A 22,935-nucleotide genomic window follows, 5' to 3' on the forward strand; every position below is an offset into this window, starting at 1 on the left:
CCCTGGCATCAACCTCCGCAGCATCCGCGGACTCCAAGTCTCCGCTGGAACCGAGGTGTGTCCATGTCGCATGGAAGCGCGCCCGCACCGCAGCCGCGCGGCGGCGCGCATGGTCGGGTGCGCATCTGGAAATCCATCGTCGTCGGCATCGTCGTCAACCTCCTCGTCCTTGCGGTCGGCGTCACCATCCAGTTCGCGACCGGTCAGTGGGGGCTGCCATGGCTCGCCGCTCCCCTCATCGCCGTCGTCGCCGCCCTGGGCGAGGTCGTAAGGGAGTATGTCGTCGCGCGGTCCGGAAGACGGAGGTCGACGGCGCCGGGGCCGGTCGGTGCGGCCGGCCCCCGAGGCGGTGGGGCCCCCGTTGCGATCGCCGTCCTGGTCATCGTCGCCGTCGTCGGGCTCACCGGTGCTCTGGTCAGCTACGGTGTCGCGACTCTGACCGGATTCCTCACCGGTGATCAGGAGGGCGTCCCGCGGCTGCAGAACGCCCCGGTCACCGTGGACTCCGGTGGCGTCGTGACCACAGTGGAGGGCATTGATCACACCAAGGACTTCACGCGCGTGGAACTGACTGTGCAGAACCGACTCGCCAACACGATCTCGCTCCCGTTGTACGCCAACGCGACCCTCAGCGCCGAGGACGGCACGACTCTGGAAGCGGACCCGTTCCGCAGTTCGTGGAGCGAGAGCATCGCCGCCGGCCAGCTGCGACGCGGAACAATCGTCTTCCTCGGACATCTGCCCGACGGTCCCGGCACCGCGACCCTCGGTTTCACGACCGTCTTCGTCCAGGGCTTCGACGGCCCCGCCTCCATCCTCGTGCCCGGCCTGTCCATTGCGCCGTTGGACACGGCATTCGCAAGTCCCATCGCCCATCGTCCTCCGGTCTTGCGCGGCACAGTCGACGCCGGCTGACGCTTCGCGGACCAGATCCGGCATCTTGCGTGCCGCCGTCCGTGGAGTCGCCGGGGAGGCGTAGTGTCGTTTCGGTTCCGCACGATCGCCGTGCGGAGCGTGGTGAGTCGGAAAGTCCGGTCGGCGCGTACGACGCCGAACGAAAGGCACCATCGTGACTGCAGCATTGATCGTCCGGGGCGACAACCTGCCCATCCTCGGCCCGCTCGCCGTCGTCCAGGCATCCGGTGCGGAGTCACCGCAGGCTCTCGTCTGGGGAGTCGATCTCTCACGGGAACGGTCGCGTCACGCGGCCCAGAAGACCCTCCGCAAGGTGTGCCAGGAGGTGGGGGCCTACTCCGCCGCCCACCCGCGAATGGCGCATCTCTTCGTGGTTTACACCCACGGCGGGTCGCTTCCCGAGGGGTCGTGCCTGGGCACTGCCGCCCAGGCTGCCACCCGGCTGCACGCCGGTTTCGAGCGCACGCGAGGGCGCGACATCGACGTCGTGACCCTGGATGTGACGGGGTGGGAGAACGGGGAACTCTTCCGCGACCGCATCCTGGAGGCGGTCGGCGCTCACCACAGCGCCAGTGGTGATGCCGCGCTCGGGTGGCATGACATCGTGGACTCGAGCATCCACGCAGCCTCGATGAGTCGGTTCTATTGATCCCGCGGGACGGGGCGCCGGGCTGGTACTGTCCACCAAACGGCCTACATACCCCCCGCCCGCCCCGTCGATAGGGTTCGCTCTGGAGTCGCTATCGCCTTAGCCGCCGAGCCGAGTCTTGACCGGCGCCATGGTTGCTCGTCCTGGACAGAAGGATTTCGTATGCAGCACTCCATCCGGTTCCGGACCGCAGCACTCGGGCTGGTATTCCTTGTGCTGGCGGCGGTGCTCGTCGGCCAGGCCCGGCCGGCACGCGCCGCCGAGGTGGATCCGGCGGCGCAGGCGAATGCGCAGGCGCTGCTCGCCAGCGGGCGGTTGACGTTCGGGTGGTCGTCTCCGCAGTCGCAGGTAGAGGCGTACGCCGAGGGCTACGAGTACGTGAACCCCCTCACCAATCGCCCGTGCAACCTCAACGACGTCCTCCTCGATGCCCTGAAGAAGGTCGTGGTCGATCATGGCTTCTCGATCCGGGTCAGCTCCCTGAACCGGTGGTGCGAGGGCAGCGAGCCCACCATCTGGTGGCAGTACCACATCGTGAACGGCGGTGGTCACGCTATCGACATCGTCCGGGTGAACGGCGTGCCCTCAACGGGCGCCACACCCCAGGACGTCGCATTGATCCGCTCGCTTGCGAGCGTTCTGCCCGTCCCCGCCGGCGTGGGACAGTACAACTGCGGGCAGAACTTCTCCCTGCCCACCGGATGGACCCGCTTCAACGACACCTGCGACCACCTTCACGTCGAGTACCGCGGCGCCGACGTGCCGCCGCGGGAGGTCTCAGCGACTCCCGTGTCGGTGTACCGGTTCTGGAGTTCGGTCTATTACGGCCACTTCTACACGGCCGACCCCGTCGAGCGCGACACAGTGATCTCCCGCTGGCCGAACGTCTGGTCATACGAGGGAGAGCGGTACACCGCCTTCAAGAGCCAGGTCCCTGGCACGGTACCCCTGTACCGATTCTGGAGCGCGGCGTTGAACGGCCACTTCTACACCGCGGACCCTGCGGAGCGCGACCAGGTGATCTCCGTCTGGCAGAACGTGTGGAGTTATGAGGGCGTCGCCTACTTCGTATACCCGGCGACGTCGACGCAACCCGACACGGTGCCGGTCGCGCGCTTCTGGAGCCCGAGCGTCCTCCACCACTTCTACACGGCCAGCCCGAGCGAGCGCGACAAGGTGATCTCGCAGTGGTCCAATGTGTGGACGTACGAGGGCGACAACTTCCGGGTGCCCGCGGCGGGGGTTTTCGGCGGGTAGTTGGTGTTCGGCGAAGAGGTCTATGCCGGAATGCACCAGAAGGCGGCCGCGCCGATCTGCCTCTGAGGGACATCGAACTGTGGCTCGATACCCACACTTCCCCATTGTGAAGATGGCGACTCGGACTCGCTACTTGAGTGCGAGGCGGGCGATGAACCGAACGGCGTCGCTAGGCGGGACGTCTCTGCGGCGGCCGTCCGAACGCCAAAGGCCGAGCGCGTCAAGCACCTCGAGGACAGGCTCGGTCAGCGAGGAGAACCAGGGCCGGTCGAGTTCTCGACCCTGCGGGTCGATGTATCCGAGTTCATTGAGGATGTCGATCACCTGACTCTCCGCCTCACGTCGCGTGGTGATTGTCCCGTCGGCCAGACCGATGACCAATATCGTGCCGGCGACGCGCTGGCCATCCGTCATCCGTTGTCGAAGAAGCATCCGGGCAATCTGCTCGGCCAGCAGCGCCGGTCGCCCGATCGCCGGGCGTGTGCGGCTGACCAGCTGGAGGCGCCCCTTCACGTTGCGGATCAGGCGCATCCGTTCGGCCGACGCGCGCAACTCCCGGATGGGATAAGTGAGGTCTTCGCGGTTCGCCTCGCCGATCCAGTCGTCGTGCCAGCCGAGGGCTGTCATCCCGTCGAGCACCACAGCGGGCGGCATCCACCCTGCCTTCGTCAACGTAAGCCCTTCGATCCCGACGCGGTCGATCAGCCATGCATACGGCCTGACGCTGTCAGCGACGTCCCCATCGCGCAGCCGGTTCGGCCCGAGCAGCCCACCGCGCCGTACGTGCCGTCGGAGGTTCGATCTCAACGGCACCGGGAGGTCTGAGGCGAGTCGGGCAATGGGCGAATCGGCTGTGACGCCGGTGGCGGCATTCACCAGCCCCGAGAGTTCAGCTTCCGGCGGGCCGAACAGCAAGGCGAGCTCGCCGCGCGCGCCGTCCAGATCGGCATCCTCGAGATCGTCTGCACCCCACGGTCCGACTGCCGTGGCGACCCACGCCCTCGTCGACCGATGCTCGGGATGCGAGAGGTCGGCAAGGATGTCGGCGATCTCCTGGTAGCCGGTGATGCCGCCGGAGTCCTCGAAAGGCGCGCGCCGCTCCCCTGAAATCAACTGCGCGAGCGGCTCATCGGCTCTCGCGGCATCGCGCTCGATCAGATCGATGCGGTGCAGCCAGTTGTCGCCCGAGTCATAGACGTACCAGAGCGGTCCGTCGTGCTGCATCGCCTCGCCGATGGTCGTCTCCGCCTCATCCTCCTCGCCCTCGAGTTCGAGCTCAGCCAGCGACCAGGCATCGACCCACGCGCGAGGCTGCCGTCCGATACGCGGGATGCCGTTGCTGCGCGCCCACGGATCGTCCTCGGAGAAGCGGTGCAGGTGCGAATCGAGCCAGTTGAAGGCCACCTGCAGCACCATGTGGAACTCGGCGAGCGACAGGCTGTCGTCGACATCGATGGTGCGCCAGATCTCCGGTTGAATGCCCACGATCGATACGCGTAGGCGGAGGATCCGGCGTGAACGGCGTGCGGGCACGCGTCAACGCTACCCGGCGCCTCAAGCCCGTAGGAGGCGGCCAGATGAACGGCCTCGCCCGCACAGCACCCTAAGCGCGAAGATCGCGGGGAGGTGGCTCGTGAAGGCGGCGCAACCCGCCGTCGCCATCAGTTCCATGACGAATCTTGATCCCAGTTGTCGGTGGACGTTTACAGTTGCCCCTGGAGGGACTCGAACACGTTTTGAGCATTTTGCATGGGCGCATGAACCTGCAAGTTCCGCGGAATTATGCGGATTTTCGAGAGTCAGACGACATCGAGGTACGTCCGAAAACAGCCACCGGCAAATGGGATGCGGGCAAAATGCGGGCAAAAATGGGCCGATCTGCCGCTCAAGCAGAGCCTTCTGGAGGGGGCCGTCATTCATCAGCATTTGAGAGCAAATTCCATCATGGTGATTTTGAGCATAATGCTCAGTATGCCGGACTAAAAGCCTCGACTGTTGCGCAGAGTGCTGAGCATAGCTGGACCTTCCATTTAGGGAGTCGGAGGACCGGAGCGGGACGGGCGGGAGGCCTCCTTGACCCCCGGAAGATCGCCGTTGTCGAGAGGGCATGCTCGAGCTGTGCCGCGCCGGGTCCACCGGTATACTGAAAGTATGACCACGACGATCAAGGTCAGCGATCAATTGCGTGATCGGCTCAAGGAGCAGGCCTCACGCGCCGGTTTGACGCTCGGCGCACACCTCGCAGTACTCGCGGATGCCGCGGACCGCCGCGATCGCATGGCATCGCTTAAACACGCAATCGCGGCGTCCTCGATCGAAGACCGCTCGTCTCACGCCGAGGAGTCGGAATCGTGGGAGCTCGCAGAACTCTCCGACCTCCCACGTGACTGACCTCGAGCTCGCGCCCGGAGTCGTTGCCTGGGCCGCCCTCGAGCCAGTTCGCGGCCGAGAGCAAGGCGGTCACCGCCCTGTTCTCGTCGTCGCCTCGGAGGGATACCTCGACGCGGTGACAACTCTGGCGATCGTCCTGCCGATTACGTCGGTCGATCGAGGATGGCCGAATCACGTGCGTGTCGAGGGAGCGAGCGGTCTCAAGCACCCCTCGTGGATCATGACAGAGCAACCGCGCACCCTCACCCGGGAACGTCTGACGGGGATCGCCGGCGCCGTCAGTGACCCCTGCCTCCTCCGAGTTCGGACCTGGCTCGGCGACTTCCTCGACCTTTGACATTCGCGCGAAGTCGAGTCCGAGTGGCTCGGGCGAAGATGTTCATGGTCGGAGCTTCACCGGCATCGTTCCGGGTAAGTCCTCCGACTCCGTCTTCACCTTCACAGACCCCTCCGAAGGCAAGCAGTTCTGCGTGTCACCTCGTCGGTCGCCGCGCCGTGACTAGCGCGTCCACGGCCTGCTGCTGTGCAGCGGTGGGCCGACTCACTGCCTCGGCAATCGTCGACCCGATAGAGGGGTCCGACCCGCCTCGCTATCTGAATGCGAGGCGGGCGATCGCGCGAACAGCGGCTGTGGCCGGCACGTCGCGGCGCCGACCTCCTGCCCGCCAGAGTCCAAGTACATCGAGGACGTCGAGCACCGGTTCGGTGAGTGACGTGATCCAGCGCTGGTCGAGTTCTCGGCCCTGTGGGTCTACGTACCCGCAGCGTCCGCGAGGTGCTGGTCAGTCCAAGGGAAACGTGTGCTTGTCGAGCCACAGTTCGACGTCGTGTGGAGGCGGTGGGTTCGCGCCGGCGATGAGTCGGATGTAGTGGTCGGCGTCCTCGGCGTCGGCGCGCAGGTCGTAGGCGTTGATGTCATAGAAGGCGACCGTGACGAACCAGCTCAACCGCTTGTTGCCATCCAGCAGCGGATGGTTGTGGTTGATCGCGCTGATCAGCGCTGCCGCCTTCTGGTGAATCGCTGGGTAGACCTCCTCGCCGAACACGGGCATCGGCGACGCCAGGGCGGACAGCAGGCCATTGCGATCCCGGTAGTGAAACCCCTCATCTTCGACGAGCTCGTCGACGTCATCCGGCTCGATGTACTCCGTCACCGGGACAGCCGGTCGAGCAGGTCAGCGTCGCGGTCGCGGACCCGATCGAACGCACGGCGTACCCGCTCGCGGCGGATCGTGCGAGCGTCCAGCTCGAGCACGGCCATCTCGATCACGCTGTTCTTGCTCTGCCCCATCAGCGAAGCGAGCTCGGTGAGCTTCATTTCCGCCTCTGGCGAAAGGCGCACAGTGCGGGCCATGACGGTTCCTTTCCTGGTGGTGTCATTATGATACCGCCGACGTAGCGCGGCTGCACCGTAGGGTTCTCCGGAAATCTTCTCCGGCTGACCGGCGCGCGCTTCGGACCGCAGCCGCGAACACTCTTAATCAACTCAACTGAAGCGAGCAGGAAGTCAACAGTGGGGCTCGTCGGGAGCGACTCATACTCCGCGGCGCACCGACTGTCCTCCCTGCCATAGAGGAGACGGCGAGATGAGTATCACCGAAGGATCCACGTCCAAGCCGACGGTCGTGCTCGTGCATGGCGCGTTTGCTGAGTCATCGAGTTGGAGCGGAGTGATCACGCTCCTGCGGAATGAGGGATACCCCGCGATCGCGGTCGCGAACCCGCTTCGTGGCGTGGCGTTCGATTCCGACTACCTGCGGGCCACGCTGGCGGACATCAGCGGCGATATCGTGCTGGTGGGCCACTCGTACGGCGGCACGGTGATCAGCGGGGGCGGCGCGGGCAACGCGAATGTGAAAGCACTCGTGTACATCGGAGCTTTCGCCCCGGACGAAGGTGAAACGCCCGGAGACCTGGCCGGCAAGCTGCCCGGTTCGACGCTCGCGGAAACACTCACGCCGGTGCCTTTGCCTGGCGGAGGGGTTGACCTGTACATCAAGCAAGACAAGTACCACGCGCAGTTCGCGGCGGATTCGTCCACCGAGGTCGCTGGGGTGATGGCCGTCACACAACGCCCCATCCAGGAGTCCGCTTTCGGAGAGGCCTCGGGCGAGCCGGCCTGGAAGTCGGTCCCGTCATGGTTCCTCTTCGGCGAGCTCGACAAGAACATCCCGGCCGCCGTGCACCACTTCATGGCCGACCGTGCCGGCTCCAGGAAGACCATCGAGCTCAAGGGCGGATCGCATACCGTCGGCATCCCCGAAGCCGCCCAGGTGTTCGACCTCATCCGCGAAGCCGCCGGCGCGACCACGACCGGCAGCTAACCGCGTTCGCCGTTTCCAGAGCCGACTCAGAACGACCTTCGAAGGAAGACATCATGAACGATTCACCCTCCACTCCGGATGCTCCAGGGCAGGATGCAGACGAGCTTCGGGGAAGGCTCAAGCGCACGGAGATCCAGCACGCCTCCTCATCGATCCCCGGACGAGACATCGTGCAGGTCCTCACGGAGATCCCCGTGGACGTGTCCTCGGGATGGCACCACCATCCCGGAGAGGAGGTCGGTTACATCGTCGCCGGCAAGGTGCGCATGGAACGCGAAGACGCCACCACCCAGATCCTCAACGCGGGCGACGGCTTCCTCATCCCGCCGGGAGTCCCCCACAACGCGACCGACCTCGGCCCCGACACCGGGAAGATGCTGTCGACGTACATCGTGGAGACGGGTCAGCCCATTGCAACGCTCGAGCCCTGAAAGCCAGCGTGCGATCCGTTCCGGGCGTCGCTGATGATTGAACATTCGTCGAGCGCGGCTGCGTCGGGTCGGTGCATGACGTTCTTGCTCGACTGCTGATCCAACTTGAGGAACGGGGTGTCCGGCTCTTCGCCGTGATCGACCATGCTGACGCGGCGCGCGAGGCGGGGCTCACGCTCCCGGATGAGGTCGTCGCGATCTTCGGCAATCCGACGCTGGGGACGAAGCTCATGCAGCACAACGCTCGCGCCGGAATCGATTTGCCCCTCCGCATTCTGATCTGGGATGACAATGGAACCACGAAGTCGGCGTACACCTCCCCGAGTGACATCGTCGAGCGGTATGCGCTCGATCCCTCGCAACTGCCGGTTGCCCAGCTCGCCACGCTCCTCGAGGACCTCTCAGTCTCCATCAGCCGCTGAGCGGCGCTGCATCCGGCGCACCGCGTCGCACTACTCGCTCCGTTTCGCCAGACCGCGCCCGCATCGAGCATCGTCGGGTTCTGTGTTGCGCCGGTGTTGCACGGTCGACTTTGGCGAGGTGCGAGGAGGCCACAGTCCTCTCCTGAGCGTCCGCGTCTCAGCGGATCGCCCGACCGGCAAGGTCCCAGAGGCGATCGGCGGCGTCGATGTCGAGGGCGTACTCAGCGACGGAGTTGACGAGCTCGGTGACATCGCTCGGGCGGTGATCGACGGGCGTGGCTTCCTGGTTGTCATTGAAGTAGCGGCCGCTGACTCCCTTCAGCTGCGGGCTGGTGGCGAGCAGCACGGTGGTGGCGGCCCCCTGCGCGGGTGTTTTTTGCAGGTTCAAAGGGGTGGCGAGCTTGCCGCCCGTGTGGCGTTGGAGCGGCGTGGCGATCGCCCCGGGGTTCAGCGAGTTGACGGTGATGCCGTCATCAGACCACCGGTGCGACGCGCCGACCCCGAACAGGATGACGGCGGTCTTCGATTGCCCGTACGCCTGAAGAGGGTCGTAGGGCCGGAATCGGAAATTGATGTCGTCGAACACGATCGGAGAGAAGAGATGTGCCGAGCTCGAGACGGAGACCACGCGCGCCCCGTCCACGCCGGCCATCGACGGGCGAAGCCCGACGGTGAGGGCGAAGTGTCCGAGGAAGTTGGTCGCGAACTGCCCTTCCCAACTGTCGTCGTTCACGGTGCGTTCGGGGATGGCCATCACCCCGGCGTTGTTGATCAGCAGGTGCAGTGGCTCGTTCCAGCCCTCAACGAACCTGCGCACCGACCGGAGATCGGTCAGCTCAAGTTCTCGGACGTCGATGTTGTCGTTGCCGGTCTCGAACCTGATCCGATCGGCGACCTCCGTTCCCGCCTGGACGTTCCGCACGGCGAGGGTGACCGCCGCGCCACGCGCTGCGAGCGTCTTGCTGGTTTCGATGCCGATGCCGGATGCGCCGCCGGTCACGATGGCACGCTTGCCCGCCAGGCTGATCCCGTCGCTGACCTCGTCGGCGGTGGCCTGGGGTCCGAACGGCGTGACGATACGACCCGACATCGTCATGGCGTACGCCCTGGGGAGAGAAGTTGCAGGAGCTCGTGCGCGACCTGCTCGGGCTGGTCTTCGACGAGGAAGTGTCCGGCGTCCAGGCCGCGGCCGCGCAGATCTGGTGCCCAGGGTCGCCAGATGTCGAGCACGTCGCCGTAGAACTTGGGCAGCGCACCCGGCGCGCTCCATAGAACGAGCAGCGGGCAACGGATCTGACGGCCGTGCGCTCTGTCGTGGTCGTCGTCTTCGCGGTCTATTCCGGCGCCGGCGCGATAGTCCTCACAGATGCCGTGCACGACGCTCGCGTCATCCAGAAGAGCCCGATATTGCGTCATGAGCTCTTCTGGGTAGCGACGTGCGGTGCGACCGAGTCCGAGTGCGCGGACGTGGTGATCGAAGAACGCGGACGGGTTCGCGTTGATGAGATCCTCCGGCAGAGGCGCCGGCTGTGCCAGGAACGCCCAATGCCAGTAGGTCAGTGCCATCTGCGCATCGGCGCGGGACCAGACTTCTCCGGTCGGTACGACGTCGAATGCTCCCGCGGCCGAGATCACGTCCGGGTGATCCAGCGCCATCCGATAGGCAATCCGACCACCGCGGTCATGCCCGGCGACCGCGAACGTGGGAAAGCCGAGGATGTTCATGAGTTCGACCAGGTCGTCACCGGTGGCTCGCTTCGAATACGGGCTGTGATCGGCGGCGTCTTCTGGCCGGAAGGATTCACCGTAGCCGGGCAGGTCGACGACGACGACCGTGTGGTCGCTGGTGAGATGGTCGACGACTGCGTGCCACATCTGATGTGTCTGGGGGTAGCCGTGCAGCAGCAGGATCGGGGGGCCTTCGCCTCCGGTCAGCGTGAAGATGGGGCCGCGCGCGACGTCGACGATGCGGCTGGCGAACGTGTCGAACATGATGTCGGCGGCGTGGTGAGATCGAGACGTCAGGACGGGTCGGCAAGGAACCGCAGGAGTTCGCGGTTGACCTCGGCGGTGTGGGTGAGGGGGTTGATGTGCGGGCCGCCCTCGATTTCGATGTAACGCGCCGCCGGCAGGGCTTCGTGAGCGCGACGACCTTGCCCGTCGATGGACAGGATGCGGTCGGCGGTGCCGTGGACGATCAACGCGGGCACGTCGAATTTTTCCAGGTCGGCATGAAAGTCTTCCAGCCACGTCTGCGGACATGCCCAGGTCGCATAGGGGGACGCATCGGCGCCGGCGGACCACATCGCACGGACGGTGTCCTCGCTGACGAGGGTGCCCTGGTAGTCGTCGAGGTTGAGGAAGTTGCCCATCATCCCGGTGAGCCACGCGAACCGATCATCGAGGATCGCCTGCTGCACGCCGGCTACGCCGGCCGCATCCACTCCCTTCGGGTTCTCGTCGGAGGCTTTGAATGTCGGCGTCAGGCTCTCGATGAGCACCGCGCTGGCCAGCCTTTCGGTGCCGAACCGTCCGATGTAGCGCGCCACTTCGCCGGTCCCTAGCGAAAACCCGACGATTGTGGCGTCGCGGACATCCAGGGTGCGCAGCACGACGTCCAGGTCGGCGCTGAGTGTGTCGAAGTCGTACCCGTTGATGGGTGCACTCGATCGGCCGAAGCCGCGCCGATCGTACGCGATCACTCGGTATCCGGCGTCGAGCAGTGGGTGCAGTTGTGGCTCCCACGAGCGGGCGTCGAACGGCCATCCAGCCAAGAGCACGACCGGTCGGCCGCTGCCCTGATCTTCGTAGTACAGGTCGATCGGTGCGGAGTTCTCTTCGCCGACGGTGATGGTGCTCACGGTGTGCTCCTCGGGCTTGAAGTGGTGACGCAGTCAGCGTGCCCGCACGCCCAGGCGGTCGCATCACGGCAAACCCGAGAAGATTTCCGGCAAACCCTACAGTCAGTCGCTCTCGCTGGTCCCACGATGGGAGCATGGCCGCGACAGTCCTGATCGTCGATGACGACGAGCGGTTTCGCGACTTGGCGAGGAGAATGCTCACTACCTGGGGTTATCAACCCGAAAGTGAGGCGGGCACTGTGACAGAAGCGTTGCAGCGAGTGGCAGAGATGCGGCCTGACGTCGCCCTCGTCGATATCGGCCTGCCCGACGGAACCGGCCTGGAACTGAGCAGAGTTCTGGCAGGGGCGCCATGGTGGGTACGGGTGATCCTCGTCTCGTCTGACAGCGATGCGACGACGACGGCGGAGGCGGCCGCTGCCGGCGCCAGGGCATTCATCCCGAAGACCGACCTGTCGGGCGCTCTTCTCCACTCTTCGCTCGAGGACGATTAAGGCGATGAGCATCGACGTCCACGACAGGCCGGTACGGGTGTCCGTCGGAGAGGACGATTTACTCTTCCGCCAGGGTGTCGTTCGGGTACTCACTGACGGTGGACTCACGGTCGTTGCGGAATCGGGCAACGCCGTGGACTTTCTGGCCCGCACACTCGTGCACCGGCCCGACGTTGCCGTGATCGACATTCGGATGCCGCCCCGCCGAGATGACGATGGATTACGCGCGGCGATCGAGCTGCGTGAACGCATTCCGATGATGGGCGTCGTCCTGCTCACGCAGCACTGCGACCCTGAGTTCGCGATCGAGCTGATCGGGGACCGGCCTGAGGGTGTCGGCTACCTGCTGAAGGAGAGAGTCGGGGACATCCACGATTTCGTCGACGCGGTAACCCGTGTTGCCCGGGGCGGAAGCGCCCTGGATCCGGAGGTCGTCGCGCGCATGCTCCGGCCCCGATCCGTCCCCGAAGATCTTGCACCGCTCACCCCTCGAGAACGAGCGGTCCTCGCGGCGATGGCGGAGGGCTTGTCCAATCACGGAATCGCTCGTGCTTTGTTCATCAGCACAGCGGCAGTGGAGAAACACGTCACGGCGGTGTTTCGCAAACTGTCCATCACGTCCGAAGGCGCGGAGCACCGACGCGTACGTGCTGTGCTGCGATACCTGACCGCCCAACGAGCCTGAGCCGGTAGCCGATGTCGGACGCTGCAGACCTCTCTGTTCCAGGCGTCCCTCCCGCCGAACCGGGGGTGACGCGCTTCGGTACGGACCTGGAGCGCGAAGAGATCCGAGCCCTGGTCGAGAAGGAACGCGCGCTTCGTGATGTTGCGAGCCTCATTGCTCGCGCCGGTGCAGATGCAGACGTCATCGCCATGATCGTTCGCGAGGCATCCCGTCAGGTGCAGGGCCTCCCCGTGACCCTGGCCGAGTTCGTCGGCCAGGGAGAGCTGCTTGTACTGGCCTCTCCGGATGGGCCGGCGGATGCAGGCACACGGATAGCGTTCGAATCAGACACACTTCCGGACCGGGTCCTTCGCGGGGGCCTGCCGTCTCGAGTCGATGAATACCAAGAAGAGCCGGACGCCGAATTGGCCGTGCGCTTCGGGATCGCCGCCGGCGTCGGGGTACCGATCGTGGTGGAGGGCCGGACGTGGGGAATGTTCTACGTCAACTCCCCCGCTGGTCCGTTGCCGCCTCAGACAGAGGCGCTCCTCGAAGCGTTCGCGCAGCTGGTGACCGCGTCCTTCGACAGCATCGACGCCCGCAACCAGCTCCGTGCGGTCACAGAACACGATCAGACCATGCGCGCGATCCAGCAGGATGCCGCCGGAGGCTCACTCCTCGATCTCGCCACGCGCCTCGTTGACTACGCGGCGAGACTCAGCGGGGTCGTGCGGGCCACGATGAGCATGATCGGCGGTGTGGTGCTGTCGGCCGCCAACCCGGTCCTGTCGATCACGAACTCCTCCATCCGCCCGACCAAACACGTCGACTTTCCGGTGACGGCACGGGAAGAGAGCGTCGGAGTCCTCTCCATCGAGACGGCTGTGCCCGCCCTTCCCGACCAGACCATTCAGTACCTGACTGATGTCGCTGAAGTCGCTGGGCGCATCGTGCTCGCCATCAGCAACCGACAGCATCTGAGCGAGCTCATCGACGAGCAGGCGTCACTCCGACGCATAGCTGAACTGGCGGGACGCGGGGCACTCCGGGAACGCCCTATGGACGACATTCTTGCGGTGATCTGCAGGGCGGCATCCGACCAGTTGAGCGGACAAGAAGTCACTCTCCTCCAGTTCGAAAGCGCAGATACGATCGTGGCCGTCGCTACACACGGCGGCCCCGTTCCGCCCGGGGTTCGTGTCGTTCACCCTCCAGGATCACTTTCCGATCGAGTGGCACGCACGAAGAGGTCCGTTCGTGTTGACGATTTCGACGCATTGCCGAGCGCGGACATCGTCCACAAGTACGGCATCCGCGCCGGCGTCGGGGTTCCGATCTTCATCGACGACCGCCTGTGGGGCGCGTTCGTTTCGACGTCGCAGATCGGACCGCTGCCTCCCGACACCGAACAACGCCTGGAGGGTTTCGCCCAGTTGACGTGGGCCGCCATCGCGAACGCCGAAGCCCGAGAGATCTTGCGCCACCTCGCAGATGAACAGGCTGAGCTGCGCCATGTCGCCGAGCTGGTGGCACGCGAATCGCCGCTGCACGCAGTTTACGACGCGGTCGTGCGAGAGGCAGCCCGAGTCCTCGACGCTTCATCAGCCGCGATTTTTCGCGGTGGACCCGGTAACGCGCACGCGATGGCACGGGTCAGGCTGCGGCCGACTGCTGGGATCCATCATGCGGAGGCGCCGATTCTCGTCAATGGCGAGCGTTGGGGGACGGTCGCGGTCGACTCGGATGCGCCGAGCCGGATCGATGGCAGGGACCGCCTCAAGCCGTTCGCAGATCTGATGGCCGCGGCCATAGCGAACGCCGAGCATCGGGATGGCCTCACGCAGTCCCGTGCACGTGTGATAGCCGCGGCCGACGAAGCACGCCGACGGCTGCAACGCGACGTTCACGACGGCGCGCAACAGCGTCTCGTCCACACCATCCTGACTCTCAAATTGGCCAGGGATTCCGCTGGCGGCGGGGGTGATGTCACCGACCTGATTACCGATGCGCTGTCGCACGCTGAAGAGGCGAACCGGCAGCTGCGGGATGTCGTTCGCGGGATCCTGCCCGCCGCACTCAGCCGCAGCGGGCTTGCTGCCGGCATCGAGTCTCTGGCGGCCGACACCCCGATCCCCGTCCACCTTGCACTCACCGTCCCGCGATTGGATCCCGCCATCGAGAGAACGGCGTACTTCACCGTCGCCGAAGCGATCACGAATACGGTGAAGCACGCGCACGCGACGCAGATCAACGTGTCGTGCGTGCTGTCCGCCGATGCCGACGGCCTGATCCTCACGATCGAAGACGACGGGGTGGGCGGCGCCGCCCCCTCCCGCGGCACCGGCCTGACCGGGCTCAAAGACCGGATCGAAGCCAGTTACGGATCGATCGACATCTCGAGTCCCCCGCGACGCGGCACCCGGATCGTCGCACGCCTCCCCCTCGATGAGTTGGACACGCAACAGCAGGCAGGCAAGTCGATCGATGAGACGTCGGCCGTTTATCAGGAAGGCAGCTGATGAGCAGACAATACGGATGCATCGCCTTTACCGATGATGTGCGTGGCGTGCAGGACGAATACGGCAGTTCTGCGTTCTACGACAGGATGAGGCGCCGAGCCGATGGCGCAGAAGAGTCCGATCCTCTCGGCCCCAACGAGGCATCGTTCCTGACCGAGCGCGACGGCTTCTACCTCTCCACCGTCAGCCAGACCGGATGGCCGTACGTGCAGTTCCGCGGGGGCCCACCCGGCTTCCTTCATGTCACAGACGAGCACACGATCGCCTGGGCTGACTTCAAGGGCAACCTGCAACACGTCTCGACAGGCAACCTCGTCGGCGATCAACGCGTCGCCATCATCGCGGTTGACTACCCCCGGCGTCGACGGCTCAAGCTCTTTGGAATGGCCCGCGTCGTCCGGATTCAAGACGACCCGGAGCTCGCCTCGTCGCTCGCCGTACCGAACTACAACGCGGTCGTCGAAGCGGCCATCGTCGTGAACGTGACGGCCTTCGACGGGAACTGCCCGCAGCACATTCCTCAGCGATTCACCTTCGCCGAGATAGAAGCGCGCATAGCCCCGCTTCGAGCGCGAATCGAGGAGCTCGAGCGCCTGGTAGGCACCGCATGATCGTCGAGCCGACGCCGTTGGCAACTTGCGCCTCGACCGCCGACGGCCTGCCGTCCCCAACCGGAAAGGACTTCACATGACCAGCACGAACATCACTCCACCCGACGACTTGTCAGGAACTGCCGACGAGCGAATCAGACAACTCGAGCTGCTCGCCGGAACCGCCTTGTCCCCGGAATTGCTCCGACGCCAGCTGGATGCAGTGCTCCTTGCCTGGTGCGTCGACGAGACCGAACTTGACATCGATCGGGAATCTCGAGTCGACTACTGATGAGCCAGACAGCCGAGTCCGAACGCGATTAGGGCTGTCGGCTCAACCCTGGAGGGATGCGCGCATTTTGCGTCGACATTTGTTGCGAATTGTGCAGGCACGCACCCAATTGTCGCCAGAGGGACTCGAACACGTTTTGAGCATTTTGCATGGCGACGTTGAACGACGACTGCCGCGGAATTACGCCGGTTTTCGAGAGTCGAGCGGCATCATGCGACGTCCGAAAACAGCCAGCGGCTAATGGGATGCGGGCAAAATGCGGGCAAGAATCGGCCGCTGTGAGGCGTGATTTCGGGGCACGCGGCGAACAACCGTTTGAGGGCCTGCTCCGAACACTATCCCGTCCCATGTATTTTGGGCACTTTGCTGCATCCATCGGTCTTCATTTAGCAACATGTTCAACTGCCTCGCGGCGGCGCGTTGACGGCATCTCGCGAACAGACGGCGTCCCCACCGCGTCTGTCATCGGCCCGTCGAAGGCCCTCCGGGCTGGGAAGGCCCGCGGTGGGGCGCCGTGGGGTCGTAGGACCCGCCCGGGTTGTAGGGGTCGACCGCCGGCGCGCGTCGCGGCTCCTGCATGCGGACTTCTGGAGCCAGACCCGAGTCGCGTGCGCGACTCATAAGCCGGGTGGCGGTGCTCTGGCTGATCTGGAGGGTGTCAGCGACGAGCTTCAGCGGCGGATAGCTGATTGCTGTCGCGACGCGATAGACGGAGATCGCGGCGTGCAGTGACTCCATGGGCTCGCGCTCCTCGTGCGCCCGCACGCGACTGAGAAACTCGCGCACCGGTACGCGGTCGAGCTCAGCGCCGTCCTCAGTGCCGACGTCGACGGTGACGACATCGAGAGCTGACCTCGTCATGATCCAGTGCGTTCGCACCTCGCGGAGCACCTGGCTGGTGATGTCGACGCCCTGCGCTTCGCGCTCGAGGGCAGCGAAGACGACGGCAGTGCGGCCGAGTGTGTCATCCCAATCCACGCGCACGGTGATGGTGCCGGGCACGTCCTGCTCACCCGACACGCGCGCATGCCACGACTTCGGCAGCGTCACGCCGCTGCCGAGATCGACGCGTTCGTCGCTGAAGTCATACGCCTCGACGTCTGCCATGAAGCCCACTATTCCAGGTCATCGAGGATTCGCGAAGAAGACTGTCGATCTTGGCTCACACCTGTGGTACTTTGCGATGAAGGGAGATTGACACTGCTGGCTCGCAGGAAGGAAGCACGATGAACCGGTCACAAGATTGTCTAGCACTGACAATGAAGGATGCCGCGAAGCTCGTCGGCGTCGACTACCGCACGATTAAGCTCGGCATCGAGAACGGGACCATCCCCACAGTCCAGCTCGGCCCACGGCGGATGATCCCCCGCGTGCCGCTGCTGCGCGCCTTCGGCGTCGACGCCTGAACCGCCGGGGTCGTCCCGACTGACGGAGTCCGGCTGCTCGTTGAGGATGCTTCTCCGGGCCGTGCGCAGTGAAGGGGGCAAAGGCGTTCGCGTGCAATCCCCAAGCGGACGCGGAGGAGCCGCCTCTATCAGCGGCGCATATCCGCTCCGATGGAGCGGCGTGGGCCACGGACCGCTCTGCGTGGCGACCCAGGGATGTCTTCCTCTGAGCACACGCGATTGCGTCGTCTCTTGGCGCGGAGCCAGCTCACCATACGATGTGCTGATGACCCTTCTCTTGAACGAGCTGACTGCAATCACCGGTGACCGCATCAATCGTGCGCGAGCCCATCTCAGCGATGCTGATATGACGCGGGCGGTCGAGCTCCAGGGCAAGATCGGCTCGCTCGGGGCGGAACTAGACGACCTTCTGGGCAGCGAGTAGCTCAAGGGGCTCTCGCACCAGCCGGGGATCGCCGCCGCCGCTCCCCAGTCGGCGCCTCCGAACCGCTCGGAATCGTCTCGGGAGCATCCCCCGAGCGGCGATCCGTCGCCGGCTCCGGGGGCGATCAGCGTTCCCACCGTTAGAGGTCCAACGGGAGAGTGTCTGCTGCAACGCCCTCCGAATCTGTGAGACGCCCGCACGCGCTCTTCGCGCGCGTCAGGGCGACGTAGATTATGCAGTGTTCCTCCTCGAGTTCCTGTAGCCCTGAGCTCAGGATCGCTGATTGGGACCTCGAGAGCACGACACCCACTCGATCCCATTCGCGGCCTTTCGCCTGAAAGACGGTCAGGCCTGGTATCAACGTGGGCTGGTTTAACCGAGTGGCGAGCCTCGTGAGCTGCTGCTCGAGCGCCGCCTCCTTGTCGTCCGACAGTCTGGACGGTCGTCTGGCGCCCATCCGCCTGGCAGCCTCCCGCAGACCATCGAGTATGGATGACGGAGGCTCGCCTTCTCGCAGTTTGAGTACGAGCGGACCAAACTCTACGTCCTGCTCCGCGCGGAACCTCTCGCGACTCAGCCCCAGCTTTGCGATCGACCCATCACGCCCGTAGGACTCGACACCCAGACGGGTACGAGTGATGACATCAAGTAGCAGATTCATTGCCGCGTCGATCGCGTTGTTGACCGTACGAAAGGCCAAGGGGAGGACGTTGTCTCCTACCGACCAAAGCTGGGACCAATTGCGTGCCAGTGCGACATCGACGTCAGCACTCGAGACGGCGGGGAGTTCGACGCCGCGTCCCGCTCGAAGGTCCCGCGCAAGCTGAGGCATCTGAGCCCCACGAAAGCGGAAGGACTCAGGCTGGTCGTATGTGGAGAATCGGTCAGTCGTGCTCGTCAGAAGCTCCTCGACTACCTCCGGCCGGGCTCCTCGCCACTTGTACAGGGCTTGCCACGGGTCCCCAATGATCGTGACGCTCAGGCCAGCTTCGGCCGCAAGGTAAACGACCATCAAGTCAAGATCATCGGCGTCATACACCTCGTCCACGATCAGGGCACGATAGTTGTCTGACAACCAGTTTGCTGCCGCCTCTCTCAGACCCTTAACCTTCATCGCTGCGCGCAACACCTCACGGACATCATCGTGACTCGACACACCGGCGGACAGCGCGGCACGATGATCACCGACATTGCCTATGCCCATCTGAGGGCTAGTCACCCTCCTGCTCGTTGAGATGACGTTCGCCCGCTTGTCGAGTCCGGCTACCTGAAGATACCCGCCGGGCTGCAAGAATCGATGTCCCCGCAATCCGCGATAGTCATCGCGAACGTCGAGAGCGACCGCCCCCTGCGGCCAGCTCACTTTGCCTTGACGCAGGAAGAAGGTGAGTAGGTCGATGTGCAGATGGTCGAACGTGACGACCCGGTGCGCCGGAACGATGCAGTTTGAGCCCCACCTTGCCCGGACGCGCCGACCCAGCTCCGCGGCAGCAGCGCGGTTAAACGTCAGGCCGATCACACCTCGCAAATCGCCGTGCGAGAATCGCTGGTACCCGTAGCGCTCAGCGGCCACGGTCGTCTTGCCACTGCCCGGCGCGGACACCACATTAACCAGTCGATCTGTTGCCGCAGCGGCTACCACCTGAGCGTCAGTAAGACGGACCATGAGCGTTGATCATGGGCGAAGTAATCTCTCCGGGGCACATCGTTTGGGGGTCACCCTGGCTCGTCGCCGTCGAAGAGCCAGGAGAACAGCTTCTCAATGTGTTCGGGCACAACGACGATTGAGGTGTCAGTGTCGATAAGCCTTGCAAGCGCGAGGGAGAACCTTCCCTTCTTCTTCGGGTTCGCGCGAAAGTAGGCATCCACGCTGGCGGGCGCGATCCCGCTCGCGGGTTTTGTGAGTTCGATTGCGTCGAAGGCTCGCTCAATGAGCGATTCATTTCCGGCGACGAGGGACGGTTCGAGAGTCGGTCGCGACCAGAAGTATCGCGCTGACGCCGGGTCCAGTTTGGCGTGCCATGCAGGCGGAGCCGGGTCGGGGAGTGGATCGCCCCTCAAATCGGTGTCGGACAGGGCTGCCACCCGTGTCACTAGCTCGTGTCCTCGGGAAGCAAGCATGCGAATGGGCCATTGCCCGACTTTGTGACCGATCGGCAGGATCGACAGCGCGTCGATGAAACCTACCCTGGCATCGTCATCGCCCGCCCAAACTCGTCCGAGAAGTCGAAGCAGACTCGCCTCGGTCACTCCCTCGACGAGCAGCACTCGGTCACCGAAAAGGGCCGCGGATCGAGTGGCGTCGAGATGCAACCTCGTCTGCTGGAACAGAGAAGTCTTGAGCCTCGCTGAGACTGGGATGTCCGCCACGCGACGAGCGAGCGTGTGACCCGCCGCATCCTTCCGCACGATCACGACGTCCTCCGGGTCGCACGCCGCGACAAGATCCGCTGAGTGGGTCGTCACGATCACTTGAATGTCCGGACGTTGGGCAACCAACCGGCGTAGGTATCGCACTAGGCCGTATTGAAGCTGAGGATGGAGGTGCGCCTCGGGCTCCTCGATCAGGACCGTCGCGTGAAACAGCTCTGGGTAGAACGAGTCAGCGTCAGCGTCAGCGGACTCCGCGGCGTCCGCGAGTCTTGCGCGCGCTGCGTCCGCACTCGAGTCCGGCGCCGAGTCGAGAGTCGGCGGGCTGCTGACTGGACCTGCATCACGAGCCGGAAGCGTTCCCGCGTCAGGAATGCCAGCCAGAGTCACAGCGATGTGCAGCAGGTTGACGTAGCCGAGGCTGGACGCCTGTAGACGCCGAGCCGCACCGCGATCGGGCAGAAGGGCGAGCAACATCTCGAACACTCGAGCGAGATATGTATCGTCGACAGTTTGCGTGCCAACAAAGGCGTGGTGTTCCTGGATACCGCCACTGATCGTTCGGAGGTTCTCCGCAATTCGGCCCTCGACATTTCCGACGAGCTCGTGCTCGGCGAGTAATTGCAACATTGACTCAGCCTGCGCACGAAGCGACCGCAGTGCCCCTGTAGCCGGGTCGCGCCGATCGTCAGCACGGAGCAGTTCCAAAAGGATTCGAGCATCGCGTCGCGACAGGTCGTCGACCGGATTGCGTAACGCTGGAAGATGCACAAGCCGCATGTTCTCGTACTCGCTCTGCGGCTCGACGGGGCGACCAGCACGCACCTGTCCGAGCGAACGTTCTAGTGGCCGACTCCACTTGGGCGCCGGAAGCCCCTGACTTTTGCGATACTCCCCCAACGCACCTTCTGAGTCCGAAGTTTCGTACGCGTACTCCACGCGAACCGCGCGCGGGGCAGGTCCAAGCGCACTCGCATCCATCGGCGCCAATCTTGGAAAAATGCGAGGATGCGAAAGCGCGATTGCCTCGTTGATGGTGGTTTTTCCCGCTCCGTTGGCGCCCACGACTAGGGTGAACCGACCGCCAAACTCACACGTTATCGGCGCGATCGCGGACGCACGATACCCTTCAACTTCGATGCGGCTCAGGTGCACGATCGCTCCGCGCTATAGAGGACGTGCAAATCGAGCTCTCGTCCACCGCAGACAGACCGACCGGAAACCATTTCGAGCCCTCCTCGGCATCCGTTTGCAGATTGCCGCCCGCACCGCGGGCCACATTGGCCCAAACCTCATCACAGCGTGAGTGTATCGGGGGTGGCGCCGAACCGAGATGAGCAGCGCTCGGCCTCGCCCTGCCGCGATAAGTTCTGTGCGGCTTCGGCGGATCGCTATGCGGGCAGATTGGAGCGTGCAGGGCACACACCTCGACATCGTGATGTTGGAGCGGAGCTGCGGCGGTCTCTGGTCCTAGTGGCTGAGGGAACTGAGGGCTATTTCGGAGTCACCACTCGGAGGCTAATGATGGCGTCTACGACCTCGCCGACGGCTTCCGTGTCCAGAATCCCAACCGTGGCGGCACGGACCTCACCTGTCAAGGAGGGGACTAGCGCGGCGAGCGTTGCGTGTACGGAGGCGAAGAGCCAGGGCAGCGCGAACTCGAAGAATACGAGCGGACGGAACGCGTGGCCGTCGGCGAGGAACCGAGCGATACCTAGGTCCGTGTTGTGGGCGATTCCGCGCACGGCAATGAGTACCTTGTCGCCGACTCTCTCGTGGAAGGCAAGACCCATCTCGGGAGGCCCCCATTTGGTCCGGAACGGAGCGGTGACGGCAGCCACATCGTGGATCTCGTTCCTCAAGGCCCGTAGCGCTTTGTTCAGCAACATGGCGAAGCCGTCATCACGCCAGGCGTCATGAAGCTCGGGGAACGCAGCGATGGCGGCCGCTTGCCACTTCTCCTGCTGCCACTTGGCCCGAAACGCAAGGGGCTCTGGGGAGGGCAGCATCTCGTTGACCACGCGTGCCAGCAAGTCATGGAAGCCACCATGTCCACCAAGGCGTGTGTGAAAGTGGCCTCGACCGCATCAGCGACGTCATCGGTGGACGGTTCACTCAGCAGTAGCGCCAGCCGGTCCCGTGCCTCAAAGAGCGCCCGGGCGCGACGAGTGATGGTGAGTAGCCTGGCGGCACTCACGCTCTCGCCAGCAAGCCCTATGAAAGTGTCAAGCGAAGGAATAGCACGGGACGCAGCCCGGTCGTAGAACCCTCGACGGTGGGCAGTCCCGATGAAGCCCGAGGATGCGGCGAGGATGTACTCGCCCGCTGAGCGTAGGTAGAGAGCGATGAGCGACAGCGCGACGAGAGGAGGTGCGAACCGACAGTTCCCGCGGTCTTCGAGCTCGGTGTCGAGGACGGCCTTCCGCTCAGTGATGAGGATATCTACGCCGATTTCATGTGCCGTAGCGATGAGGCGGGCCGCCGCATCGTCGGCGGCGCCAGTCTCCTCGGTCAGCACCCAGCCGGGCATGAGTACTTGGTCGACGATGAGAGCCCGGTGGACGACGGTAGTCCGGGTCGCCGTCGTCACGGAGTAGGCGACCATCTCGTCGTACGCAGGCGCTAGGACGGTCCATCCGATTGCCTCGTCCCCGCGGAGATAGCCGTTAGCTTCGAGGCGCTCTACGTCCGGTGGGGGGCCATCATCGCTATACAAGCTCATCTCGACGCGTTCATCCTGGAGAAGGCGATACAAGGTGGCTTCGGAACCTACTCGCTGTTTCGAGAGCTGCTCCCACACGTCAACGTCGACCAGCACTTGCAGCTTGCGGGCTGGCATGGCATCGCGGGGTTGCGTCCGGCATGGTGGTGTACGAACCCCCCGGTGACCGTGTCGCTGCGGACGTAGCGACGGTCACCGCGTGAT

General features: G+C 64.6%; 26 protein-coding genes and 1 pseudogene. 16 read left to right on the forward strand and 11 right to left on the reverse strand.

Annotated elements, in window-relative coordinates; genetic code table 11:
• Nucleotides 1-63: 63 nt before the first annotated feature.
• The 3 genes from ACPW96_RS19875 (at nt 64) to ACPW96_RS19885 (ending at nt 2,821) form a co-directional block, all read left to right on the forward strand.
• Nucleotides 64-915: a hypothetical protein gene (locus ACPW96_RS19875; protein WP_425885172.1), complete on the forward strand. Its 852-nt coding sequence runs from the start codon at nt 64-66 to the stop codon at nt 913-915.
• A gap of 154 nt (nt 916-1,069) precedes the next feature.
• Nucleotides 1,070-1,564, forward strand: coding sequence for a hypothetical protein (locus ACPW96_RS19880; protein ID WP_425820964.1), 495 nt, complete (start codon nt 1,070-1,072; stop codon nt 1,562-1,564).
• A gap of 162 nt (nt 1,565-1,726) precedes the next feature.
• On the forward strand, nt 1,727-2,821 hold the full coding sequence (locus ACPW96_RS19885; protein WP_425885173.1) for a hypothetical protein: 1,095 nt from the start codon (nt 1,727-1,729) through the stop codon (nt 2,819-2,821).
• A gap of 129 nt (nt 2,822-2,950) precedes the next feature.
• Here ACPW96_RS19885 and ACPW96_RS19890 read toward each other — a convergent pair whose 3' ends face one another.
• A complete protein-coding gene (locus tag ACPW96_RS19890; protein WP_425885175.1) occupies nt 2,951-4,354 on the reverse strand; it encodes a plasmid pRiA4b ORF-3 family protein in 1,404 nt (467 codons plus the stop codon).
• A 618-nt stretch (nt 4,355-4,972) separates the two neighbouring features.
• Here ACPW96_RS19890 and ACPW96_RS19895 point away from each other — a divergent pair.
• On the forward strand, nt 4,973-5,212 hold the full coding sequence (locus tag ACPW96_RS19895) for a hypothetical protein (RefSeq protein WP_425885176.1): 240 nt from the start codon (nt 4,973-4,975) through the stop codon (nt 5,210-5,212).
• On the forward strand, nt 5,205-5,549 hold the full coding sequence (locus ACPW96_RS19900) for a type II toxin-antitoxin system PemK/MazF family toxin (RefSeq protein WP_425885178.1): 345 nt from the start codon (nt 5,205-5,207) through the stop codon (nt 5,547-5,549). Before ACPW96_RS19895 ends, ACPW96_RS19900 begins: the two co-directional genes overlap by 8 nt.
• A 445-nt stretch (nt 5,550-5,994) precedes the next feature.
• On the opposite strand, the gene ACPW96_RS19905 is transcribed toward ACPW96_RS19900, so the two are convergent.
• The gene (locus tag ACPW96_RS19905) at nt 5,995-6,366 is read right to left on the reverse strand and encodes a type II toxin-antitoxin system death-on-curing family toxin (protein WP_425885180.1); all 372 of its coding nucleotides are present in this window, start codon (nt 6,364-6,366) and stop codon (nt 5,995-5,997) included.
• On the reverse strand, nt 6,363-6,566 hold the full coding sequence (locus tag ACPW96_RS19910) for a hypothetical protein (protein WP_425885182.1): 204 nt from the start codon (nt 6,564-6,566) through the stop codon (nt 6,363-6,365). The genes ACPW96_RS19905 and ACPW96_RS19910 overlap by 4 nt, the downstream gene beginning before the upstream one ends.
• 232 nt (nt 6,567-6,798) lie before the next feature.
• Between ACPW96_RS19910 and ACPW96_RS19915 the strand changes: the two genes are divergently transcribed.
• The 3 genes from ACPW96_RS19915 to ACPW96_RS19925 all read left to right on the forward strand — a co-directional run bounded on the left by ACPW96_RS19915 (nt 6,799) and on the right by ACPW96_RS19925 (nt 8,389).
• Complete coding sequence (locus tag ACPW96_RS19915) at nt 6,799-7,536, forward strand: alpha/beta fold hydrolase (RefSeq protein ID WP_425885184.1); 738 nt, start codon at nt 6,799-6,801, stop codon at nt 7,534-7,536.
• A 53-nt stretch (nt 7,537-7,589) separates the two neighbouring features.
• Complete coding sequence (locus ACPW96_RS19920) at nt 7,590-7,967, forward strand: cupin domain-containing protein (protein WP_425885186.1); 378 nt, start codon at nt 7,590-7,592, stop codon at nt 7,965-7,967.
• Between the two features lie 71 nt (nt 7,968-8,038).
• Entirely contained in the window at nt 8,039-8,389 is a 351-nt protein-coding gene (locus ACPW96_RS19925; protein ID WP_425885188.1) for a DUF302 domain-containing protein, read from the forward strand.
• Between the two features lie 157 nt (nt 8,390-8,546).
• Here ACPW96_RS19925 and ACPW96_RS19930 read toward each other — a convergent pair whose 3' ends face one another.
• From ACPW96_RS19930 to ACPW96_RS19940, 3 genes are read right to left on the reverse strand one after another with little or no spacing between them, the layout of a single operon-like run.
• Complete coding sequence (locus ACPW96_RS19930; RefSeq protein ID WP_425885189.1) at nt 8,547-9,485, reverse strand: SDR family NAD(P)-dependent oxidoreductase; 939 nt, start codon at nt 9,483-9,485, stop codon at nt 8,547-8,549.
• The gene (locus ACPW96_RS19935; protein ID WP_425885190.1) at nt 9,482-10,381 is read right to left on the reverse strand and encodes an alpha/beta fold hydrolase; all 900 of its coding nucleotides are present in this window, start codon (nt 10,379-10,381) and stop codon (nt 9,482-9,484) included. The genes ACPW96_RS19930 and ACPW96_RS19935 overlap by 4 nt, the downstream gene beginning before the upstream one ends.
• A 29-nt stretch (nt 10,382-10,410) precedes the next feature.
• Nucleotides 10,411-11,250, reverse strand: a complete 840-nt coding sequence (locus tag ACPW96_RS19940; RefSeq protein ID WP_425885191.1) for an alpha/beta fold hydrolase — start codon at nt 11,248-11,250, stop codon at nt 10,411-10,413.
• Nucleotides 11,251-11,384: 134 nt separating this feature from the next.
• On the opposite strand from ACPW96_RS19940, the gene ACPW96_RS19945 reads away from it, so the two are divergent.
• From ACPW96_RS19945 to ACPW96_RS19970, 6 genes and pseudogenes are all read left to right on the forward strand, one after another.
• Complete coding sequence (locus ACPW96_RS19945; RefSeq protein WP_425885193.1) at nt 11,385-11,744, forward strand: response regulator; 360 nt, start codon at nt 11,385-11,387, stop codon at nt 11,742-11,744.
• A gap of 4 nt (nt 11,745-11,748) precedes the next feature.
• A complete protein-coding gene (locus tag ACPW96_RS19950) occupies nt 11,749-12,429 on the forward strand; it encodes a response regulator transcription factor (RefSeq protein WP_425885194.1) in 681 nt (226 codons plus the stop codon).
• A gap of 188 nt (nt 12,430-12,617) precedes the next feature.
• Nucleotides 12,618-12,971: pseudogene (locus tag ACPW96_RS19955) on the forward strand (GAF domain-containing protein); the annotation flags it as partial.
• Nucleotides 12,972-13,292: 321 nt separating this feature from the next.
• Nucleotides 13,293-14,927, forward strand: coding sequence for a GAF domain-containing protein (locus tag ACPW96_RS19960; RefSeq protein ID WP_425885210.1), 1,635 nt, complete (start codon nt 13,293-13,295; stop codon nt 14,925-14,927).
• A complete protein-coding gene (locus ACPW96_RS19965) occupies nt 14,927-15,538 on the forward strand; it encodes a pyridoxamine 5'-phosphate oxidase family protein (protein ID WP_425885195.1) in 612 nt (203 codons plus the stop codon). Before ACPW96_RS19960 ends, ACPW96_RS19965 begins: the two co-directional genes overlap by 1 nt.
• A 76-nt stretch (nt 15,539-15,614) precedes the next feature.
• Nucleotides 15,615-15,809: a hypothetical protein gene (locus ACPW96_RS19970; RefSeq protein WP_425885197.1), complete on the forward strand. Its 195-nt coding sequence runs from the start codon at nt 15,615-15,617 to the stop codon at nt 15,807-15,809.
• A 462-nt stretch (nt 15,810-16,271) separates the two neighbouring features.
• Here ACPW96_RS19970 and ACPW96_RS19975 read toward each other — a convergent pair whose 3' ends face one another.
• Nucleotides 16,272-16,916 carry a hypothetical protein gene (locus tag ACPW96_RS19975; RefSeq protein ID WP_425885199.1) on the reverse strand — a complete coding sequence of 215 codons (645 nt, stop codon included), beginning with the start codon at nt 16,914-16,916 and terminating at the stop codon, nt 16,272-16,274.
• A 152-nt stretch (nt 16,917-17,068) separates the two neighbouring features.
• On the opposite strand from ACPW96_RS19975, the gene ACPW96_RS19980 reads away from it, so the two are divergent.
• Nucleotides 17,069-17,215 (forward strand): DNA-binding protein, encoded by a 147-nt coding sequence (locus tag ACPW96_RS19980; protein WP_081766131.1) that lies wholly within the window; start codon nt 17,069-17,071, stop codon nt 17,213-17,215.
• Nucleotides 17,216-17,480: 265 nt separating this feature from the next.
• Nucleotides 17,481-17,639: a hypothetical protein gene (locus tag ACPW96_RS19985; RefSeq protein WP_425885200.1), complete on the forward strand. Its 159-nt coding sequence runs from the start codon at nt 17,481-17,483 to the stop codon at nt 17,637-17,639.
• Between the two features lie 139 nt (nt 17,640-17,778).
• On the opposite strand, the gene ACPW96_RS19990 is transcribed toward ACPW96_RS19985, so the two are convergent.
• From ACPW96_RS19990 to ACPW96_RS20005, 4 genes are all read right to left on the reverse strand, one after another.
• Complete coding sequence (locus ACPW96_RS19990; protein WP_425885202.1) at nt 17,779-19,305, reverse strand: UvrD-helicase domain-containing protein; 1,527 nt, start codon at nt 19,303-19,305, stop codon at nt 17,779-17,781.
• 50 nt (nt 19,306-19,355) lie between these two features.
• Nucleotides 19,356-21,164, reverse strand: a complete 1,809-nt coding sequence (locus ACPW96_RS19995) for an ATP-dependent nuclease (protein WP_425885203.1) — start codon at nt 21,162-21,164, stop codon at nt 19,356-19,358.
• Nucleotides 21,165-21,502: 338 nt separating this feature from the next.
• Entirely contained in the window at nt 21,503-21,898 is a 396-nt protein-coding gene (locus ACPW96_RS20000) for a hypothetical protein (protein ID WP_425885205.1), read from the reverse strand.
• Nucleotides 21,889-22,827 carry a hypothetical protein gene (locus ACPW96_RS20005; protein WP_425885207.1) on the reverse strand — a complete coding sequence of 313 codons (939 nt, stop codon included), beginning with the start codon at nt 22,825-22,827 and terminating at the stop codon, nt 21,889-21,891. Before ACPW96_RS20005 ends, ACPW96_RS20000 begins: the two co-directional genes overlap by 10 nt.
• Nucleotides 22,828-22,935: the final 108 nt, after the last annotated feature.

This window comes from Micromonospora sp. DT81.3, assembly GCF_049847225.1.
Lineage (GTDB): Bacteria > Actinomycetota > Actinomycetes > Actinomycetales > Microbacteriaceae > Microbacterium.